Genomic DNA, 17553 nt, shown 5'->3' with positions numbered 1-17553 from the left:
TTGACCTCCAATTATGAATAAATAATTATGTTTAAGTATTTTTATGCATTTGTTATTAAAAAATTTTAGTAGACTTCGGTTGATTGGTGTTGCTTGATTGTATCGATCAATATTTGAAGGGCCTGATCGAGTTCAGCATGGGTAACCGTCAATGGTGGTAATAACCGGATGACATGCGGTCCTGCCGGAAGGGTCAATAATCCATTATGCCGGAGCTCGGCAATGATATCACTCACTTCCTGATCGAAGGAGATACCGATCATAAAACCGATCCCTTTTACTTCCTGGACCATGTGATATTCCTGAAGCTTGAGGGTCAGTTGTTCCAGGAAATACTCTGATTTATGTTGAACCTCTTTCAGGAATCCCTCTTCGAAAATGGTTTCCATGGTTGCCGTCGCTGCCGACATCGCTAATGGATTCCCTCCGAATGTCGATCCGTGTGTGCCTTGTGAAAAGGATGGGATGAGTTCTTTCTTCCCCATCATGGCCCCCACGGGAAATCCGCTGCCGAGTCCTTTTGCAGCCGTGACGATATCCGGATCCAGGGAATAGTGCTGGTAAGCAAAGGGCAGTCCCGTCCGTCCCGCCCCTGTCTGGACTTCATCAATGATGAGTAACGCATCCAGTTCGCGGCATTTGGCTTCAACCGCCTGCAAAAAGGAAAGGGTTCCCGGGTTGACTCCCCCTTCCCCCTGGATCACTTCGAGCATGATGGCGGCCACATCCCCATCCTTCACTTCTGATAGTGTTTCCTCATCGTTGTATGGAAGATATTCAAAGGTCGGCAGCAGAGGACCAAATCCGCTGTGGATCTTCTCCTGTCCGGTCGCACTCATCGTTGCGAATGTACGGCCGTGAAAGGATTGCTCAAATGTCAGGATCTTCGTCTTTCCTGTATGTTTCTTCGCAAGCTTAATCGCCGCTTCATTCGCTTCCGCTCCGCTATTGCAGAAGAAGACGGCATCAAGGCCACTTGCAGAAGCGAGGAGTGTGGCCGCCTCTTCCTGTTTCGTGATCGTAAACAGATTGGACACGTGCCAAAGTGTATCCATTTGCTTCTCCACTGCTTCTTTTACAACAGAAGGTGAATGCCCTAAGTTACAAACGGCGATTCCAGAGATGAAATCCAAATAGGATGTACCATGTTGATCCTGGACCTCCGTGCCTTTACCCGAGACCAATTCAATGTCTAACCGATTATACGTTGGGAATACATGACTCATATCGCTTTAACCCCTTTTTCTTCTGTCATTCGGGTGCCGATCATTTCCCCATCCTGGATGATGGAATCCCGGCATCCGACAATCATCACTTCTTTAATATGTTTGTTTAAAACCGAAAGAGCCGCCTGCACCTTAGGAATCATTCCACCGTAGATCACACCGGTTTCGATATAATGTTGAACGACTTCGATTGTTACACGTGGAACAAGTTCACCATCTTTCAAGATTCCAGGTACATCGGTGACAAATACCAGTTTCTCAGCCTTCAGGGCTTTGGCGACGGCTGCTGCAGCAAGGTCGGCATTCACATTCACCCTTTCTCCTTCCCCTGTCGTTGCAAGAGGGGCAATCACCGGCAAGTAGTTTAATGAGAGTAGATTGTGCAGCAGCGTGAGGTTGACCTCTTCAATTTCCCCGACAAACCCAAGAGACTCTTGATCTATGAAACTCGCCTCGAGTAATTGAGCATCGTACCCGCTTAACCCGACAGCTTTTACCCCATCCCGGTTTAGTCGGTGGACCAATGCGCTGTTCACCTTCCCCTTCAGCATTTGTTCAGCAATGTTGAAGACATCCTTCGTGGTCTTTCGCTGGCCGTTGATGAACGTGGACTGTATTCCAAGCTCTTTAAGTGTTGCCGTAATCTCAGGACCCCCGCCATGAACGAGGATCACATGGTAGTGCTTCTGAAGATCTTTTATGCTTTTATAGAAAAGGGACGACAGCTTCGAAATGATACTCCCACCGAGTTTCACTACAATCACAGGCTTATGTTCGGTAACTTGCATTGATTTTGACGTAATCATACGTAAGATCGCACCCCCATGCTTTTCCTAATCCTTCCCCACTATTCAGTAATACAGAGATGCAAACATATTCATCACTCATGTACCCGCTGACTTCCTCTTCATTGAACGGTTGAGGAGTCCCTTTTGAAAATACGAGGGTGTCCCCGATGCGAATATCACATTGATGAGGGCTGAGGTCGACTCCACTATGGCCCATCGCTCCGACGATCCTTCCCCAGTTCGGGTCCCCGCCGAAGAGGGCCGTCTTCACCAGATTGGAACCAACGATTTTTTTGGCTAGAATGTTGGCATCCTGATGGGACTGTGCTCCTGTGACATTCACTTCCACCAGTTTGGTTGCACCTTCTCCATCCCTTGCGATTTGTTTCGCCAGATCTTCACATACAAGGGTCAATCCTTTTTGAAAGTGAGTCCAGTCAGGATGATTTTCATGAAGAGTTTCATGATCCACCATGCCATTGGCCAAACTGATGACCATATCGTTGGTGGACGTTTCCCCGTCTACAGTGATTTGATTGAAGGATTGATCAATGGCAGTTTTAAGGGCAGTCTGCAAAACGTCCGATGATATGGTGGCGTCGGTTGTAATAAAACCGAGCATTGTCGCCATGTTCGGATGGATCATCCCCGATCCTTTCGCACAGCCTCCGATGGTGACGGCCTTCCCGTCGATCATGACCTGATAGCACGACGATTTCTCGATTGTATCCGTCGTGAGGATCGCCTGTTGGAAAGACTGTGCACTTTCCGTGTCCTCACCGACCTGGATGTCACTGCAGCCCTTTTTCATCTTATCCATGAGAAGCCATTCTCCGATGACACCTGTCGATGCAACAGCGACGTACTCTTCGGGGATCTGGAACCGTTCGGCGGTCCATTCCCTCGTTTGATACGCATCCCTTAACCCTTGTTCACCTGTGCACGCATTTGCAATGGCACTGTTTACGACGATTGCCTGTAGTTTATGAGATTGTGAGATGCTTTCCTGTGTGACTTTGAGGGGAGCCGCTTGAAAATGACTTTGCGTATAAACCGCTCCGCATTGTGCAGGCTTCTCGCTGTAAATGACACCAAAATCTTTTTTGGCATATCTCAGGCCGGTATGCATACCGCCAGCCTTATATCCAAGAGGTGACAGAATCGTTCCTCCCTTGATAGGTTTCACTGTTTCTTCTTTTACCAGTTTCATTGATTCTCCCCCTCTTATGGATAAATTGGATAGTGATGAAGACCTGTCGTTTCTTCCAAACCCAGCATCACGTTCATATTTTGCACCGCTTGACCCGCCGCTCCCTTTACCAAATTATCGATGACTGATACGATCGTGACCCGGTTCGTCCGTGGATCTGCTTTGATGGATAGGTCACAGAAATTGGTGCCGAATACTTCTTTGGTGCTCGGGAACTGCCCGACCGGACGAATCCTGACGAATGGATGCTTTTCATAAAAGCTTTCATAGCGGGTATGTAACTGCTCAGTGGTGCAGGTATCCTTCAAGTCGGCGTACATCGTCACCATAATCCCCCTCGTCATGGGAATGAGGTGGGTTGTGAGTGTGATCGGTCCCGCTTCACTACTCCATTCCTTCAATTGCTGTTCAATTTCAGGAGTGTGCTGGTGCTGATGGACCTTATAGATTCGTAGATTTTCCTGTGTCTCGGAAAAATGACTGGATTGACTCGCTTTCCTCCCTGCCCCGGATAAACCTGTTTTGGCATCGATGATCAAGGAATGAGGGTCTATAAGATCCTGTTGATAGAGCGGAGCCAGCCCCAGCAGGGTCGCCGTCGGGAAGCAGCCCGGGTTGGCAATCAGATCCGCTTCCCGGATGGCGTGTCGATTGATTTCAGTCAGTCCATAGACCGCTTTCCCAAGGATATCCTGCGGAGCAGATTCTCCTTTATACCACTCTTTATATTCACCCGGATCCTTTAAGCGCAGGTCGCCTGAAAGATCGACCACTTTCGCCTTTTTTCCGATGAGCTTCTGGGCAAGCTCCTTTGAGACGCCGGAAGGCACCGCCAGGAATACGAAATCAAGCTGTTGCATTTCTTCGATCATGATCGGCTTCACCCTTTCTTGGGAAAGACCGGATAAATGCGGATACTGTTCCGCATATGAACTCCCCTCCAGAGAAGATGAATACAAAATACAATCATTCACAATCGGATGGTTTGACAACAGACGGTACAACTCCACACCACCATACCCAGTACTACCAACAATACCAACATCCAATACCTCTCACCCCAAACAATAAATTTAAATTAGGTCTAATTATATGAGTGTATATTAATAAAATCAATAGTATATTTATAAATTTTTCTATAAAGTTACTTTATTCACAAATTCACTCCGATAGTACTAGAAACAGATAAAGGTCCGTCCCTCAATAGCGAGGGACGGACCTTCATCTGTATATTAAAAACAATTTAGAATTGTGCTGCCTCCGTTGAACCTTTCAGAGCTGTTGTGGAGGATGTGCCACCTGAAATCACCATGGAAACTTCATCGAAATAGCCGGTTCCGACTTCACGCTGATGCCTTGTAGCGGAATATCCATGCTTTTCGCTGGCAAACTCTGCTTCTTGTAGCTGTGAATAGGCGGCCATACCACGATCTTTGTAACCCCTCGCAAGCTCGAACATACTGTGATTCAGTGCGTGGAAGCCGGCAAGTGTAACGAACTGGAATTTATAGCCCATTTTACCGAGCTCCACCTGGAATTTGGCAATCGTTTCATCGTCCAATTTCTTTTTCCAGTTAAAGGACGGGGAACAGTTGTAAGCCAGTAACTTTCCTGGATGTTCAGCATGAATTGCCTCTGCAAACCGGCGTGCTTCCTCAAGGCTTGGCTCTGACGTTTCACACCACACAAGATCTGCATACGGGGCATATGCAAGACCTCTTGCGATGGCTTGATCAAGACCTGCATTTGTGCGGAAGAACCCTTCAGGAGTTCGGTCACCGGTAATGAACTGGGCATCATACGGATCGACATCACTCGTGATCAAATCCGCGGCATTGGCATCCGTACGGGCAACGATCAAGGTCGGCACACCCATTACGTCCGCTGCAAGACGGGCGGAAATGAGGTTCTTTACAGAAGTTTGAGTAGGAAGAAGCACCTTACCTCCGAGATGACCGCACTTTTTCTCCGAAGAAAGCTGGTCTTCAAAATGGACCGCTGACGCCCCTGCTTCAATCATGCCTTTCATTAATTCAAACACATTCAACTGTCCGCCGAATCCCGCTTCTGCATCGGCAACGATCGGTACGAACCAATCAATCGATTCATCCCCTTCTACATAATGAACCTGATCTGCGCGCTGAAGGGCCTGGTTGATCCTCTTTACGACGGATGGTACGGAGTTAGCAGGGTACAGACTTTGATCTGGATACATATGACCTGAAAGGTTAGCATCCGCTGCAACCTGCCACCCGCTTAGATAAATGGCTTTCAGTCCGGCTCTTACCTGTTGGACCGCCTGGTTTCCTGTCAGGGCACCCAGGGCATTGATATAATCCTCCTCATGAAGCAAATTCCATAGTTTCTCAGAACCCCTGCGGGCAATTGTATGTTCGATATCAATCGATCCCCTTAGTCGAATAACATCTTCCGCTGAGTAAGGACGGGTGATCCCTTTCCATCGTTTATCCATTTCCCAGTTCTCCTGAAGTGCCGTTACACGTTCGTTATTTGCTTTTACCATGTTAAATCTCTCCCTTTTTTGTTTTTATACATACCGGTGTATGTTTGATGTATGGTCTTGCGTCATCGGTTGAGGTCCGTCCCTCATCCAGGTGAAGCGGTAATTGAGCAAAGTGATTATGCGTGTTCTATTAACAGTTGACCGGGTCCGCCCCCCGTTAAAGGATTCGGTAGCCGGGAATGGTGAGGAAGTCTGTGAACTGGTCATTCTGGATGAGCTGGTCGAACAGGTCGACGGCTTCAGAGAATCGGCGTTCCTTGTATCGTTCTTCTCCCAGTTGGCTTTTGAGTACTGTCAGCTCTTCCTGCTTGAGCTGTTCGTAGAGCTCCATAGTGATATGCCGTCCATCCTCGAGGATCCCTTTCGGATGACGGATCCATTGCCATAGCTGGGCACGCGAGATTTCTGCCGTGGCCACATCTTCCATCAGATGATGGATCGGTGCCGCTCCTTGGCCGCTCAGCCAGGATGAAATGTATTGAATGCCTACATTAATGTTCAGGCGGACACCTTCTTCGGTTATCGCTCCTTGAGGAACTTCGAGAAGTTCCTGTTCAGATACTTCCAGCTCCATCAATGTTTTCTCTTCAATCTGGTTCTCTTTTTTCATTTCCCGATTGAATACGTCCATGGCAACCGGGACCAGACCAGGGTGCGCGACCCACGTTCCATCATGACCATCCCTTGCTTCCCGTTCTTTATCCGTTTTCACTTTATTGAACGCTTCTTCGTTCTTGACAGGGTCGTTCTTGACAGGAATCTGCGCCGCCATACCGCCTATTGCAGGAGCTCCCCTTCTGTGACAGGTCTTAATCGTAAGCAGGGAATATGCTCTCATGAATGGCGCCGTCATCGTGACCGATGAACGATCGGGAAGAATCACATTTTCCTGTTCCCGAAGCTTTTTGATATAGCTGAAGATATAATCCCATCTTCCACAATTCAACCCTGCTGAGTGTTCTTTTAACTCATAAAGGATTTCATCCATTTCAAATGCCGCTGTGATCGTTTCGATCAGCACCGTCGCTTTGATCGTCCCTTGGGGAATTCCAACATAATCCTGGGCAAATACAAATACTTCATTCCAGAATCGTGCTTCTTCATGGCTTTCTAATTTAGGTAAGTAAAAATAAGGGCCTTTATTCAGTGAAGTTAGGTGAGTCGCATTATGGAAGAAGAATAACCCAAAGTCGACAAGGCTTCCTGATAGAGACTCTCCATCCAGTTCGATGTGTTTCTCCTCCAGGTGAAGTCCTCTGGGTCTTACGATCAGAACCGCGTGCTCTTCGTTCAATTCATAACGCTTCCCGTTTGTCTCGAAGTCTATCGTGTGGTGTACAGCGTCTCGGAGGTTGATTTGTCCTTCTATGAGGTTGTTCCATGTAGGTGAAGTGGCATCTTCAAAACACGCCATGAAACATTTCGCTCCTGAATTCAGAGCATTGATGACCATTTTCCGATCGACAGGGCCTGTGATCTCCACCCTTCGATCCTGGAGTGCTGTCGGAATCGGAGCAACCTTCCACTCACTTTGGCGGATCGATTCGGTTTCCGTCAAAAAGTGAGGAAGCTCTCCTCCATTGATCCGCTCCTGCTTCTTCTCTCTGTTGTGTAACAGCTCCCTGCGTTTCTCCCCGAACCTGCGCTCCAGCTGTTCCAAAAACTGCAGTGCCTCAGAGGATAACATCTCATCAAAGCCCGGTTTAAGTTCCCCGGTTACCTTGATACCAACCATTTGAGTCGACATAGAACGTATTCACTCCTTAAGGGTATTAAACAAATCATAATTGTTATAATACAGATTAATTAACATGTTTGTATTGTATAACAGATAGATTGAATTTGGAACACTTTTTTCAGAATTTTCATTCGACATTTTTCGCAAGGGTGTTACTAACACAAAAAGAGGTCCGTCCCTCATCGCATAAAAGCGGTGAGGGACGGACCTTCAGTAACCATAACCATTTCGATATTTATAGTTTGTTCTCCAAGTCTTTCATTCTCATCTCCATTTTTTTATTCTGTTCATAAACAAGCGTTGCAAATGTCAGGGACGTCCCAGCCACTATAAGAGCGATAAAACTCATCATCTCAGCTACCTCCTTATTCTTTAATTTTGTATATAAAAGTCTTACTTTCTGCACCACTCGATCGATTCACTAATCTTTTACGTATAAATCGACCTGTTAGTTTCATTTTTTTGGAAATACGTAAGGTCCGTCCCTCAAAAAAAAAAGAACTAACCCTTTTCTGGATTAGTTCTCTCTCTATTTATTCATATATGTGTAAATAGGTTTCTTTACTGCCGGGCTTCTTGATGATCAGCGCTTCCGGTCCATAGGAAGAGGAGACGAGGAGTTCTACATCCCAGCTGTCCGGGGTCTGTTTGCCGATCATATTGGTCAGATGCTGGGCGAATCCGATGGTTTCCGCTTTCCCCTGGAAGGACAGGGCCACCTCGAATTCCATTTTGGACAGCTTCTGATCTTGATAGAGCGCTTGTCCTGTCAGTCCTGTGTATACAGGAAAATACTTTTCGATGTCTGTTTTCAGTTCATTAAAGACTTTGTAATCGTTCGGATGGTTCTCCTGGGCTTCCGGGGAAGGGAATAAATAATAGTCTTCATTGATCCCTTTCCAGTCCTGAATGCCGGTTTGGTCCGGTTCCACGGTTGTGTAGGCGAAGAAGTGACCGGGTACGACCTGATCTTTCGGAGCCTGCTTATAAAGTGAAATCATAATCGGCACGTTCTGGAGTTCTTTCTTCTGGCGAAGTCGGTTGAGGACTTCACCCGCGATTTCCGCTCCCTGCTCTTTCAAAACCTCATTGGAAAGGTTCTTTACAGTTCTTGTACCATTTGACATATTGGTCTCATATTGAACAGAATTCAGGGACAGGGCGATGGCCACTCCACCAAGACGCACCTTATTATCTTCTTTTTTCATCAAGTAATTATGTTCGACGACGTGGGCCAAATAGATGGGGGCATTTTCCCCTTTTGACTGCACGGGATTAAGTCCGACATTTTCAGACTCCTTCAACCCTTTTTCCTTCAGCTGTTCACTGGTGTACTTTCGTTGCAGCCAGCTATCAACCGTCTTCTTGGTAAGGAATTGACCTTCTTTAAAGAAATATTCATCCGTCGAAAACCGATTTTGGGCAACCCTTAATAAGCCCGTCTCGATTTCATTAATATCATATCTTGAACCCAGGTCATTCACGACGACTCCCCGGGTATTACTCGTTTCATACGGAAGCATCGTCTTGTAGTATTCTTTCGAAATTTGAAAGCTTGGTATGATGGCTTTCTTGGCTTCGCTATCCTGATTTTCCTGGACGACCTGATCCTGTTTCTCAAATGTCGGTGCACAGCCTCCCAGTAACACTAATGCGGCGAGAGCGACCGAAATCCCTTTTTTCATTCCTCGTTACACCTCTTATCGGTTAAGTTCTTCCATCAGCTTATCCTCATCCCAGACTTCTATATTTAAGTCATTCGCTTTCGTAAGCTTCGATCCCGCTTCTTCCCCTGCAATGACAAGATCGGTTTTCTTACTGACACTGCCGGTCACTTTTCCGCCGAGCATCTCAATTTTTTCTTTTGCTTCATTTCGGCTCAATCGTTCGATTTTCCCTGTGAGGACTATGGTCTTGCCTGCAAAATACGAGTCGACGTCACTGGCTGATACAGGCTTCGGTCCTTTGTATTCAAGGTTCACACCTGCCTCTTTCAGCTCCTGCATGAGTTCTTTCACTTCATCGTTTTCAAAGTAAGCGACAATGGCGTCGGCCATTTTATCCCCGATCTCATTCACATTCGTCAGTTCTTCTTTCCGGGCGTCCATCAACCTGTCCATTGAGCCGAATTCCTGTGCCAACGTCTTCGCGGCTTTGGCTCCTACGTGACGGATGCCAAGACCGAATAACAGTTTCTCCAGAGAATTCCCTTTCGACGTTTGAATGGCTTCCAACAAATTATCAACGGATTTCTCGCCCATCCGTTCCAGCTGAAGAAGCTGATCGCGCTCAAGTCTGTATAAATCGGCTACGTCTTCAATCAATTTTTCCCTGAACAGCTGACTGATCACCTTTTCACCCAGGCCGTCGATGTTCATGGCGTTGCGGGATACAAAGTGAATGAGCCCTTCCCGGATTTGAGCGGGACATTTCGGATTAATGCAGCGGAGGGCCACTTCCCCTTCAAGTCTCACAAGTTCACTTTCACACTCAGGACAATGAGTCGGCATCAGGAATTCCTGTTCGTCACCGGTTCTCTTGTCTTCCAGTACGTTCACCACTTCAGGGATGATGTCCCCCGCTTTTTTAATGACGACGTGGTCACCGATCTTGATATCTTTCTCCCTGATCAAATCTTCATTATGAAGGGAGGCACGTTGGACGGTCGTTCCAGCTACACGGACCGGCTCCAGGATCGCAGTCGGTGTGACGACACCTGTGCGCCCTACACTTAATTCAATTTCCTTCAGGACCGTGACGACTTCTTCGGCAGGGAACTTGAACGCAATGGCCCACCTCGGGCTTTTCGCAGTCGTTCCAAGTTCCTGCTGCTGATCAAGGGAGTCGACCTTAATGACGATCCCGTCAATATCATAGGATAGATTCGGACGTTCATCTGTCCACTTCCCGACAAATTCGAGGACTTCTTCAATGGTCGCACAACGCTTGCGTTCGGGGTTTGTTTTAAACCCGAGTTTATCAAGCGTGTCCAATCCCTCGCTATGGGAGTCGATTCCTGTATCCCCGATATCAGCCAGGGCATACAGGAAAATGTCGAGATTCCGGGAGGCCGCGATTTTCGGATCCAGCTGGCGGAGTGAACCTGCCGCTGCGTTACGCGGATTGGCAAAGGGTTCTTCTCCTTTTTCTTCTTTGATCTTATTCAGTGCTTCGAAGGATCCTTTCGGCATGAATGCCTCTCCCCGAACTTCGAAGGACACTTTTTCTGAAATCTTTAACGGGATGGAACGGATGGTCTTCAGATTCGATGTGATGTCCTCACCTATGGACCCGTCACCCCGTGTAGCCCCTTGGACGAACGCCCCGTCTTCATATCTGAGAGAAACGGCCAAACCATCGATCTTCAACTCGCAAACGTAGGAGAAGTCCTCGCCGACCGCTTGACGGACACGGCGGTCAAAGTCACGAAGATCTTCTTCATTAAAGGCATTCCCAAGGCTCAGCATCGGCGTTCTGTGTTCGACTTTTTCGAACGAATCAAGAATGGTTCCACCCACACGCTGGGAAGGTGAATCCGCTGATTTTAATTCCGGAAACTGGTCCTCGAGTTCAATGAGTTCTCTGAGGAGTTGATCATACTCTGAATCCGGGACAGAGGGCTTGTCGAGGACATGATATTCGTAATTATATTGGTTCAATCGTTCGTGGAGTTCATTGATACGCTTTTCGGCTGATTGTCGATCCATTTCCACAACCCTTTCTTGCTTATATTCGGTTATAGCCGGAAGGGGATCCCTTCCGACCTGTTATGCTTTTTCAATTGGAGCAAATTTGGCCAGGAGACGCTTGATTCCCATTGGACTCGGGAAAGCGATATCGAGCTCGACACTGTCTCCTGATCCCTTCACGCTGACAACCGTTCCTGTCCCCCACTTCTTATGTTGGGCCTTATCGCCGACCTGCCACGCAACGGATTCTCCACCCGTTGTGGTTTGGACCGGACGTGCAACAGGCTTTCTGGGAGCAGGGCGTGAAGGTGATTTAGCCGCTGATTTCCCGAAAGGAGTAAAGGCACTCTTCTTCTCTGCCATCACATCATCCAGCAGGTCTGCAGGAATTTCATTGATGAAACGGGAAACCGGGTTCATCTTCGTCTGTCCGAAGAGCGTCCTCATCTGGGCATTGGTCAGGAAGAGCTGCTCTTCCGCACGGGTGATCCCCACGTATGCCAAACGGCGTTCTTCTTCCATTTCATCCTCTTCCATAAGGGAACGGCTGTGAGGGAAGACCCCTTCCTCCATTCCCATGAGGAATACGACAGGGAACTCCAAGCCTTTGGCTGCGTGCAGTGTCATCAGGATAACAGAATCCTTCGGCTGGTCGTCCTCATCAAGTTTATCGATGTCGGCGACTAATGCAAGGTCCGTTAAAAATGCCACGAGGCTCTTATCGTCGTTGGATTGTTCAAAGCTTTTCGTGACAGACAGGAACTCGTCCAAGTTCTCGAGTCTTGATTGAGACTCTATGGACTTTTCCGCTTTCAGCATATCGGTGTAGCCTGATTTCTCAAGGATCTCTTCTACCAGTTCCGTGACAGACAGATACTCCTGCATACTTGTGTAGCCTTTCACCATTTCCATGAATTCAATCACGGCTTTGGTGATCTTGGGACTGAGTCCGATGAAGTCGGCTTCTGCGAGTGCCCTGAACATGGAAATGTCATGATCCTGTGCGTAACGGGCAATTTTATCGATCGAAGTGGCCCCTACTCCTCTTTTCGGAACATTGATGACACGCTGAAGGCTGATATCATCATCCGGATTCGAAATGAGCCTGAGATACGCTAAGATATCCTTGATCTCTTTCCGATCGTAGAACTTGATGCCGCCAACGATGGAGTATTCGATATTCGATTTAAGCAGCACTTCCTCCATGACACGGGACTGTGCATTGGTACGGTACAGGATGGCAAAATCAGAATACTTCTTCTTACCGGTTTCCATCAATTCCTTGATTTTCCCTGTGACGAATTGAGCTTCGGTCTGCTCCGTATCCGCCCTGAAGTAGGAAATCTTCTCACCGTCATGATTTTCAGTCCAGAGGTTCTTCGGTTTTCGATTTGAATTCTTCTGGATGACTTCGTTCGCCGCCTGGAGGATCCGTTTCGTTGAACGATAATTCTGTTCCAGGAAAATGACGGTCGCCCTCGGATAATCCTTTTCAAATGAAAGGATATTGGCAATATCCGCGCCGCGCCAGCGATAGATCGACTGATCCGAATCCCCGACGACACACAGATTTTGAAAACGGGAGGCAAGTAGCTTCACAAGCATATACTGCGCCCTGTTCGTATCCTGATACTCATCCACGTGGATGTACTGGAATTTACGCTGATAGTATTCCAGTACTTCCGGCACACGCTGGAATAATTGGATCGTCGTCATGATCAAATCATCAAAATCCAGGGCCTGATTCTTACGTAAACGCTTCTGATACTCTGTATACACATCAGAGACCACCTGATCATAATAACCGCCTATTTGCTTCGATAACTCTTCAGGAGTGGTCAGCTCATTTTTTGCAGAGCTAATGGACCCGAGAAGGGAACGGGGATCAAATTTCTTGGGATCGATATTTTTTTCTTTTAAAATCGCTTTGATCACCGACTGCTGATCGGTAGAGTCAAGGATCGTGAAATTACGGTTCATCCCGATGCGGTCAATATCGCGTCGCAGGATTCGTACACACATACTGTGAAAAGTTGAGATCCAGATGTTCTCAGAGGCCCCGCCCAGGATGTTTTCAATACGATCCCTCATCTCTCTTGCCGCTTTATTCGTAAAGGTAATCGCTAAAATATTGTAAGGATTAACGCCTTTTTCCACCATCAGATACGCAATCCGATGCGTCAATACCCTTGTCTTCCCGGAGCCTGCCCCTGCCATGATCAGTAACGGCCCTTCCGTTGCCTTCACAGCTTCTGCCTGCTCGGGATTCATTCCATTCAACAGTCGATCAGTCAAAAATTGCATAGTCTCACACCACCATAACGAACGTACGTTCTGTATTTTTATTTCTATTATATATCAATCAGGGAAGGACCACCAGTTCGATCCTTATCCTTTCACTGCTTTTACCGTCTTTAAAGCTTCTTTCAGATTGTCATAAACAGCATTTCCAACGACGACAACATCTGAGACAGCAGCCATTTCCCTCGCCTGCTCCCAGGTTTCAATTCCCCCGCCGTAGAATAATGTCGTGTTTTCCAATGAATCCTTTACCTCTTTTACCGTTTCAACATCTCCATATGTACCACTGTACTCCAGATAAAAGATCGGCAGGTTGAACATTCTTTCTGCCATCATGGCATAAGCTGCAGCGTCTTCACTTGAAATGTCTGTGTTCGCTTCCGTTACCTTCGCCGCCTTGCAGTCACGGTTCAATATACAATATCCTTCTACAAGGATTTCGTCCCAATTCATGATTTCTCCATATTCCTTCACAGCCTGATGATGCAGTCCTGTCACCCAGTTCATGTTCTGACTGTTCATCACCATCGGAATGAAATACAAATCGAAGCCGGGAGTAATCGACTCCAAATTTGATACCTCCAGAATACAAGGAACCGTATATCGTCTCACTCGTGCCATCAAATCAAGAACCTTTTCAAGGGTTACACCGTCCGTTCCCCCCACGATGATCGCGTCTGTTCCCGATTCACATACTGCTTCTAAATCTTCATCATCTATTCGTTTATTCGGATCTAGTTTAAACACATGGCTCCACTTTTGGACATCATACATGCTCTGTTCCTCCATTCATACATCCATCTAACGTATTATATCATTTGTGAGAAACTGTCGCATTAACTCGTCTGATGTTAAGAATTACTATTCCAACAAAAAACAAAGACCGCTTGTCATAGACAGCGGTCCTTCTCTTATTTTTCTTCCTGATGTACACGATCCAGTACCAATTGATATGCATCATTTCCGTAGTTCAAGCAGCGTTTCACACGGGAAATCGTTGCCGTACTTGCACCTGTTTCAGTTTCGATCTTATGATACGTCTTCCCGTCCTGAAGCATACGTGCGACTTCAAGGCGCTGGGCAAGTGATTGAATTTCGTTGATCGTGCAAAGGTCATCAAAGAAACGATAACATTCTTCAAGGTCTTGCAGGGAAAGAACAGCGTTGAATAACTGATCCAGCTCCTTGCCTCTAAGTTTATTTATTTGCATTAAAAAGACTCCTTTTTCCTTCTATTCTTGATAGGATACCGAACCCGCGAGCCCCGGAGAGCTTGGGATGACGTTAATCCACGTCGAGCCCTTCCGCAGGCTCACAGGTTTATTCTTTTCATAAGGAAGTATCCGGCCATTCACATTCTTCCATTGTAACTTCCGGAGCTTCCCTTCCTGTATCAAGTAAGCATCTCCACCCGATTTGAGGTCAATATCCCGTCTTCCTTTGTCGTCGACTATCTTATGTGGAGCTTCTACGATGAAAAGATTTTCGATCAGGACGGGATCTTTTGAGTCATAGTCGATGGTTTGCTCCCCATTTGAAAAGCGCTCGTATCGGCCTTCTTTTTCATTAAAATCATACACAGCATTAAACAGGGGATTATGATTGTATGAAATCATCACGGAATTTGCAGCTTCCCCATTACTCTTCCCTTTATCACTGAAATTCAGTGAATCAGGCGGTCGCTCCATGTCAAAGCCGTTCTTTTCCGCTCCCTCTTTGATATGTTCATATGTGATATAAGAATTATGAGGGGCTTTCCGGAAGCTTGCCCGTTTGAATAACGTCCCGTCATATTGGATTCCGTTAAGGTCCTCGATAAAACCGTTGGTCAGCATTTCTTTCGCCTCAGGACTGTATCCGTGAGCGACATACAGACTGTCATATCCTTTTGCAAGCTCTATATAGTAATCTCTGGCGCTTCGGACAGGGCCGATTTCTTTCGGCATCCTGCTTTGGAATATGGCTAGGAAACGGGTGATATCCCCCTCGGCCAACACTTCATACACAATATCCGCTTTCGACAGTCCGGATTGGGGCCTTGCCTTCGGATGGTTATTCACCATCACGGCGACCGCCCGGTTCATTGATTCTTCCTTATCGGCCATCCCCGTTAAAGGATACTGATTCATTTCTTCTGTTTCTACGCCTGTCTCTTCCTTCACCACTGGAGTTGCGGCTTCTTTATCAGATTCTTTCTTTATCTCTTTATCTGAACTACATGCGACAAGTGCGAACGAGCTTAACGCAATGATCAAAGCTCTTTTCAGCATGTTTTTGACACCCCTATTTACTTTACTATTTTAACGCATTATTGTTGGAAAGAGTACCGTTTTCTTCATTACATCATAGATTCCCTTTTGTGTCATCCTTATATAAGGCAGATGAGTGGACTGAAGGAACAGCAATGTATAAATCGGATCAGAGAAGCGGTAGCCCCTCTCTTTTAATAAGTCTTTAAGTGTCTTTTCTTCCTCAATCAGCTCGGGCATTTCCTTCTCTGAAAGCAATCCGCTTAATGGCAGTGGAATCTCGTGCAGGATTTCACCGTTCTCTGCAAGAACGATCCCGCCACCGATTTCTTTCATCCTGTTGAAAGCTGCAATCATATCAGGCTTACTTTTTCCAATCAGGATAATGTCCCCTGTATTGGAGTAAGACGATGCAAACCCCATCACACCTTTAGAGAATCCTTTGATCATGGTGCTGATCCTCCAATTGCCATTCCGGTCCAACAACATGAGGAAGGATTGGTCATGATCGGGATCAAGCAATTCCTCTGATGGATTGATGGAAATGGAGTAAGGCTTGGTGATGACATCGTTCACCATTTCGATCCCAAACGGCATGGAGAATTGGAGATCGTCATACCCTACTTCCCAATCCAGGGATAACGGGGTGAACCCGTTAGGTCCCCAATTGATTTCGGTGGAATCTTCCATCTGGTCACCATTTCTACGGACCCAGGTACCTTTGGAAAGTACGGAGACCGGAGTCGGATCATCTTTTGCCCGGAGAAAATTAATGTTTGCGACCCGGCCGGTAGCAATCATCCCGTGCAGGTGAGTGATATTGTAATAATTGGCAACGTTGTAACTTGCCATATTATAGGCTTCGATAGGCGGTATGCCCTTGTCGATGGCCATTTTGATCATGAAATCCAGGATACCTTTCTCATAAAAGCCCGGTGTCGATCCATCTGTGGTAAAGAGAAGGGAATCGTATGAATCGATGCCTTTTTCTTTTAGCCCGTCTAACAGAGCCGGTAGATCCGGCCGGATCGAGGAATGACGCAGTGTGACGGTCAACCCTTGAATCAGGCGCTTGTATACATCCTCACCCGTCATGGCTTCATGGTCGCCATCAATGCCCAATAGGCGGAGCTTGGCAATCGTCTTGTCTGAAGCCCCCGGAAGATGACCTTCCACAATTTTCCCCATCCGTTTGGTTTCCTGCATCCAGTGAAGGATCAGGTCATCTCCTTCGAGGAGACGCGGCCATGCGGTCAATTCCCCGCCTTGAAGCACCGAATCATGTTCGAGCCACGATTTCACTTCCCCATTTGAAAACGTAACCTCTTCATCGACCATCTCGGTTTGAGAGTCAAAACGTGTCCACCAGTACATCGTGACCGGCATTTTGCTGAACTCCCTCAATAAAGTAAACGCTTTCTTTTTTTCCAATTGTAAAAACATCATCAGGTTATCATTGACGAATGTCGTTGTACCGGTTTGGGATGCATACTTGGAAAAAGATTGGGGATTATAAAGCTGAAACGGGTGTACATGCGGTTCGATATATCCTGGAACGAGGTACTGTGATTGGCAATCCATCACTTCGCATTGCTCAAGGTTTTCCGGGAGTTGATCACCAGTATAGACAATCCTGTCCCTGTAAATCCAAATATGTCCCTGCACCCATTTCTTTAATGTCGAGTGAAGGTATGTTGCATTCTTTAAAAGAAGACTGGGAGACAATTCTCCATTCAGTACTTGTACATGTTCTCGGAGTTGTTTGTTTTTCCATCTGTAGCGCTGTTCCAAAGTGAACACTCCTCTAGTGGAATGGTATTAGTTTAAG

The 17553-nt window shown here is 46.8% G+C and carries 13 protein-coding genes; all 13 read right to left on the bottom strand.

Features of this window, described 5'->3' with window-relative positions:
• Positions 1-65 precede the first annotated feature (65 nt).
• The 13 genes from M1J35_RS04530 to M1J35_RS04470 all read right to left on the bottom strand — a co-directional run bounded on the left by M1J35_RS04530 (position 66) and on the right by M1J35_RS04470 (position 17516).
• Positions 66-1226 (bottom strand): acetylornithine transaminase, encoded by a 1161-nt coding sequence (locus M1J35_RS04530; RefSeq protein ID WP_254652843.1) that lies wholly within the window; start codon positions 1224-1226, stop codon positions 66-68.
• Positions 1223-2032, bottom strand: coding sequence for an acetylglutamate kinase (gene argB, locus M1J35_RS04525; RefSeq protein ID WP_254652842.1), 810 nt, complete (start codon positions 2030-2032; stop codon positions 1223-1225). The genes M1J35_RS04530 and argB overlap by 4 nt, the downstream gene beginning before the upstream one ends.
• Positions 1995-3224: a bifunctional ornithine acetyltransferase/N-acetylglutamate synthase gene (argJ, locus tag M1J35_RS04520; protein ID WP_305882329.1), complete on the bottom strand. Its 1230-nt coding sequence runs from the start codon at positions 3222-3224 to the stop codon at positions 1995-1997. The genes argB and argJ overlap by 38 nt, the downstream gene beginning before the upstream one ends.
• A gap of 14 nt (positions 3225-3238) precedes the next feature.
• Positions 3239-4273, bottom strand: a complete 1035-nt coding sequence (gene argC / locus M1J35_RS04515) for an N-acetyl-gamma-glutamyl-phosphate reductase (RefSeq protein WP_254652841.1) — start codon at positions 4271-4273, stop codon at positions 3239-3241.
• Between the two features lie 194 nt (positions 4274-4467).
• Positions 4468-5748, bottom strand: coding sequence for an isocitrate lyase (gene aceA / locus M1J35_RS04510; RefSeq protein WP_034760848.1), 1281 nt, complete (start codon positions 5746-5748; stop codon positions 4468-4470).
• Between the two features lie 157 nt (positions 5749-5905).
• Positions 5906-7495: a malate synthase A gene (aceB, locus tag M1J35_RS04505; protein WP_254652840.1), complete on the bottom strand. Its 1590-nt coding sequence runs from the start codon at positions 7493-7495 to the stop codon at positions 5906-5908.
• A 524-nt stretch (positions 7496-8019) separates the two neighbouring features.
• Entirely contained in the window at positions 8020-9171 is a 1152-nt protein-coding gene (locus M1J35_RS04500) for a CamS family sex pheromone protein (RefSeq protein WP_254652839.1), read from the bottom strand.
• A gap of 15 nt (positions 9172-9186) precedes the next feature.
• Entirely contained in the window at positions 9187-11193 is a 2007-nt protein-coding gene (ligA, locus tag M1J35_RS04495) for an NAD-dependent DNA ligase LigA (RefSeq protein WP_254652838.1), read from the bottom strand.
• Between the two features lie 60 nt (positions 11194-11253).
• A complete protein-coding gene (gene pcrA, locus M1J35_RS04490) occupies positions 11254-13479 on the bottom strand; it encodes a DNA helicase PcrA (RefSeq protein WP_079530702.1) in 2226 nt (741 codons plus the stop codon).
• Positions 13480-13563: 84 nt separating this feature from the next.
• Positions 13564-14250: a heptaprenylglyceryl phosphate synthase gene (locus M1J35_RS04485; protein ID WP_254652837.1), complete on the bottom strand. Its 687-nt coding sequence runs from the start codon at positions 14248-14250 to the stop codon at positions 13564-13566.
• Between the two features lie 137 nt (positions 14251-14387).
• Complete coding sequence (locus tag M1J35_RS04480) at positions 14388-14687, bottom strand: YerC/YecD family TrpR-related protein (RefSeq protein WP_034760840.1); 300 nt, start codon at positions 14685-14687, stop codon at positions 14388-14390.
• A 21-nt stretch (positions 14688-14708) separates the two neighbouring features.
• Complete coding sequence (locus M1J35_RS04475; protein ID WP_254652836.1) at positions 14709-15746, bottom strand: DUF3048 domain-containing protein; 1038 nt, start codon at positions 15744-15746, stop codon at positions 14709-14711.
• Positions 15747-15776: 30 nt separating this feature from the next.
• A complete protein-coding gene (locus M1J35_RS04470; protein WP_254652835.1) occupies positions 15777-17516 on the bottom strand; it encodes an adenine deaminase C-terminal domain-containing protein in 1740 nt (579 codons plus the stop codon).
• Between the last annotated feature and the right edge of the window lie 37 nt (positions 17517-17553).

The organism is Rossellomorea sp. KS-H15a, assembly GCF_024195245.1.
GTDB classification, from domain to species: domain Bacteria; phylum Bacillota; class Bacilli; order Bacillales; family Bacillaceae_B; genus Rossellomorea; species Rossellomorea vietnamensis.
The sequence above is the reverse complement of the archived record's forward strand: the minus strand, read 5'-3'. Positions and strand labels throughout refer to the sequence as shown.

Excerpts from the sequence above, each read along its gene's own strand:
- M1J35_RS04530 (WP_254652843.1), bottom strand. The coding sequence starts at position 1,226 with ATGAGTCATGTATTCCCAACGTATAATCGGTTAGACATTGAATTGGTC.
- argB (WP_254652842.1), bottom strand. The coding sequence starts at position 2,032 with ATGATTACGTCAAAATCAATGCAAGTTACCGAACATAAGCCTGTGATT.
- argJ (WP_305882329.1), bottom strand. The coding sequence starts at position 3,224 with ATGAAACTGGTAAAAGAAGAAACAGTGAAACCTATCAAGGGAGGAACG.
- aceA (WP_034760848.1), bottom strand. The coding sequence starts at position 5,748 with ATGGTAAAAGCAAATAACGAACGTGTAACGGCACTTCAGGAGAACTGG.
- aceB (WP_254652840.1), bottom strand. The coding sequence starts at position 7,495 with ATGTCGACTCAAATGGTTGGTATCAAGGTAACCGGGGAACTTAAACCG.
- M1J35_RS04500 (WP_254652839.1), bottom strand. The coding sequence starts at position 9,171 with ATGAAAAAAGGGATTTCGGTCGCTCTCGCCGCATTAGTGTTACTGGGA.
- ligA (WP_254652838.1), bottom strand. The coding sequence starts at position 11,193 with ATGGATCGACAATCAGCCGAAAAGCGTATCAATGAACTCCACGAACGA.
- pcrA (WP_079530702.1), bottom strand. The coding sequence starts at position 13,479 with ATGCAATTTTTGACTGATCGACTGTTGAATGGAATGAATCCCGAGCAG.
- M1J35_RS04485 (WP_254652837.1), bottom strand. The coding sequence starts at position 14,250 with ATGTATGATGTCCAAAAGTGGAGCCATGTGTTTAAACTAGATCCGAAT.
- M1J35_RS04480 (WP_034760840.1), bottom strand. The coding sequence starts at position 14,687 with ATGCAAATAAATAAACTTAGAGGCAAGGAGCTGGATCAGTTATTCAAC.
- M1J35_RS04475 (WP_254652836.1), bottom strand. The coding sequence starts at position 15,746 with ATGCTGAAAAGAGCTTTGATCATTGCGTTAAGCTCGTTCGCACTTGTC.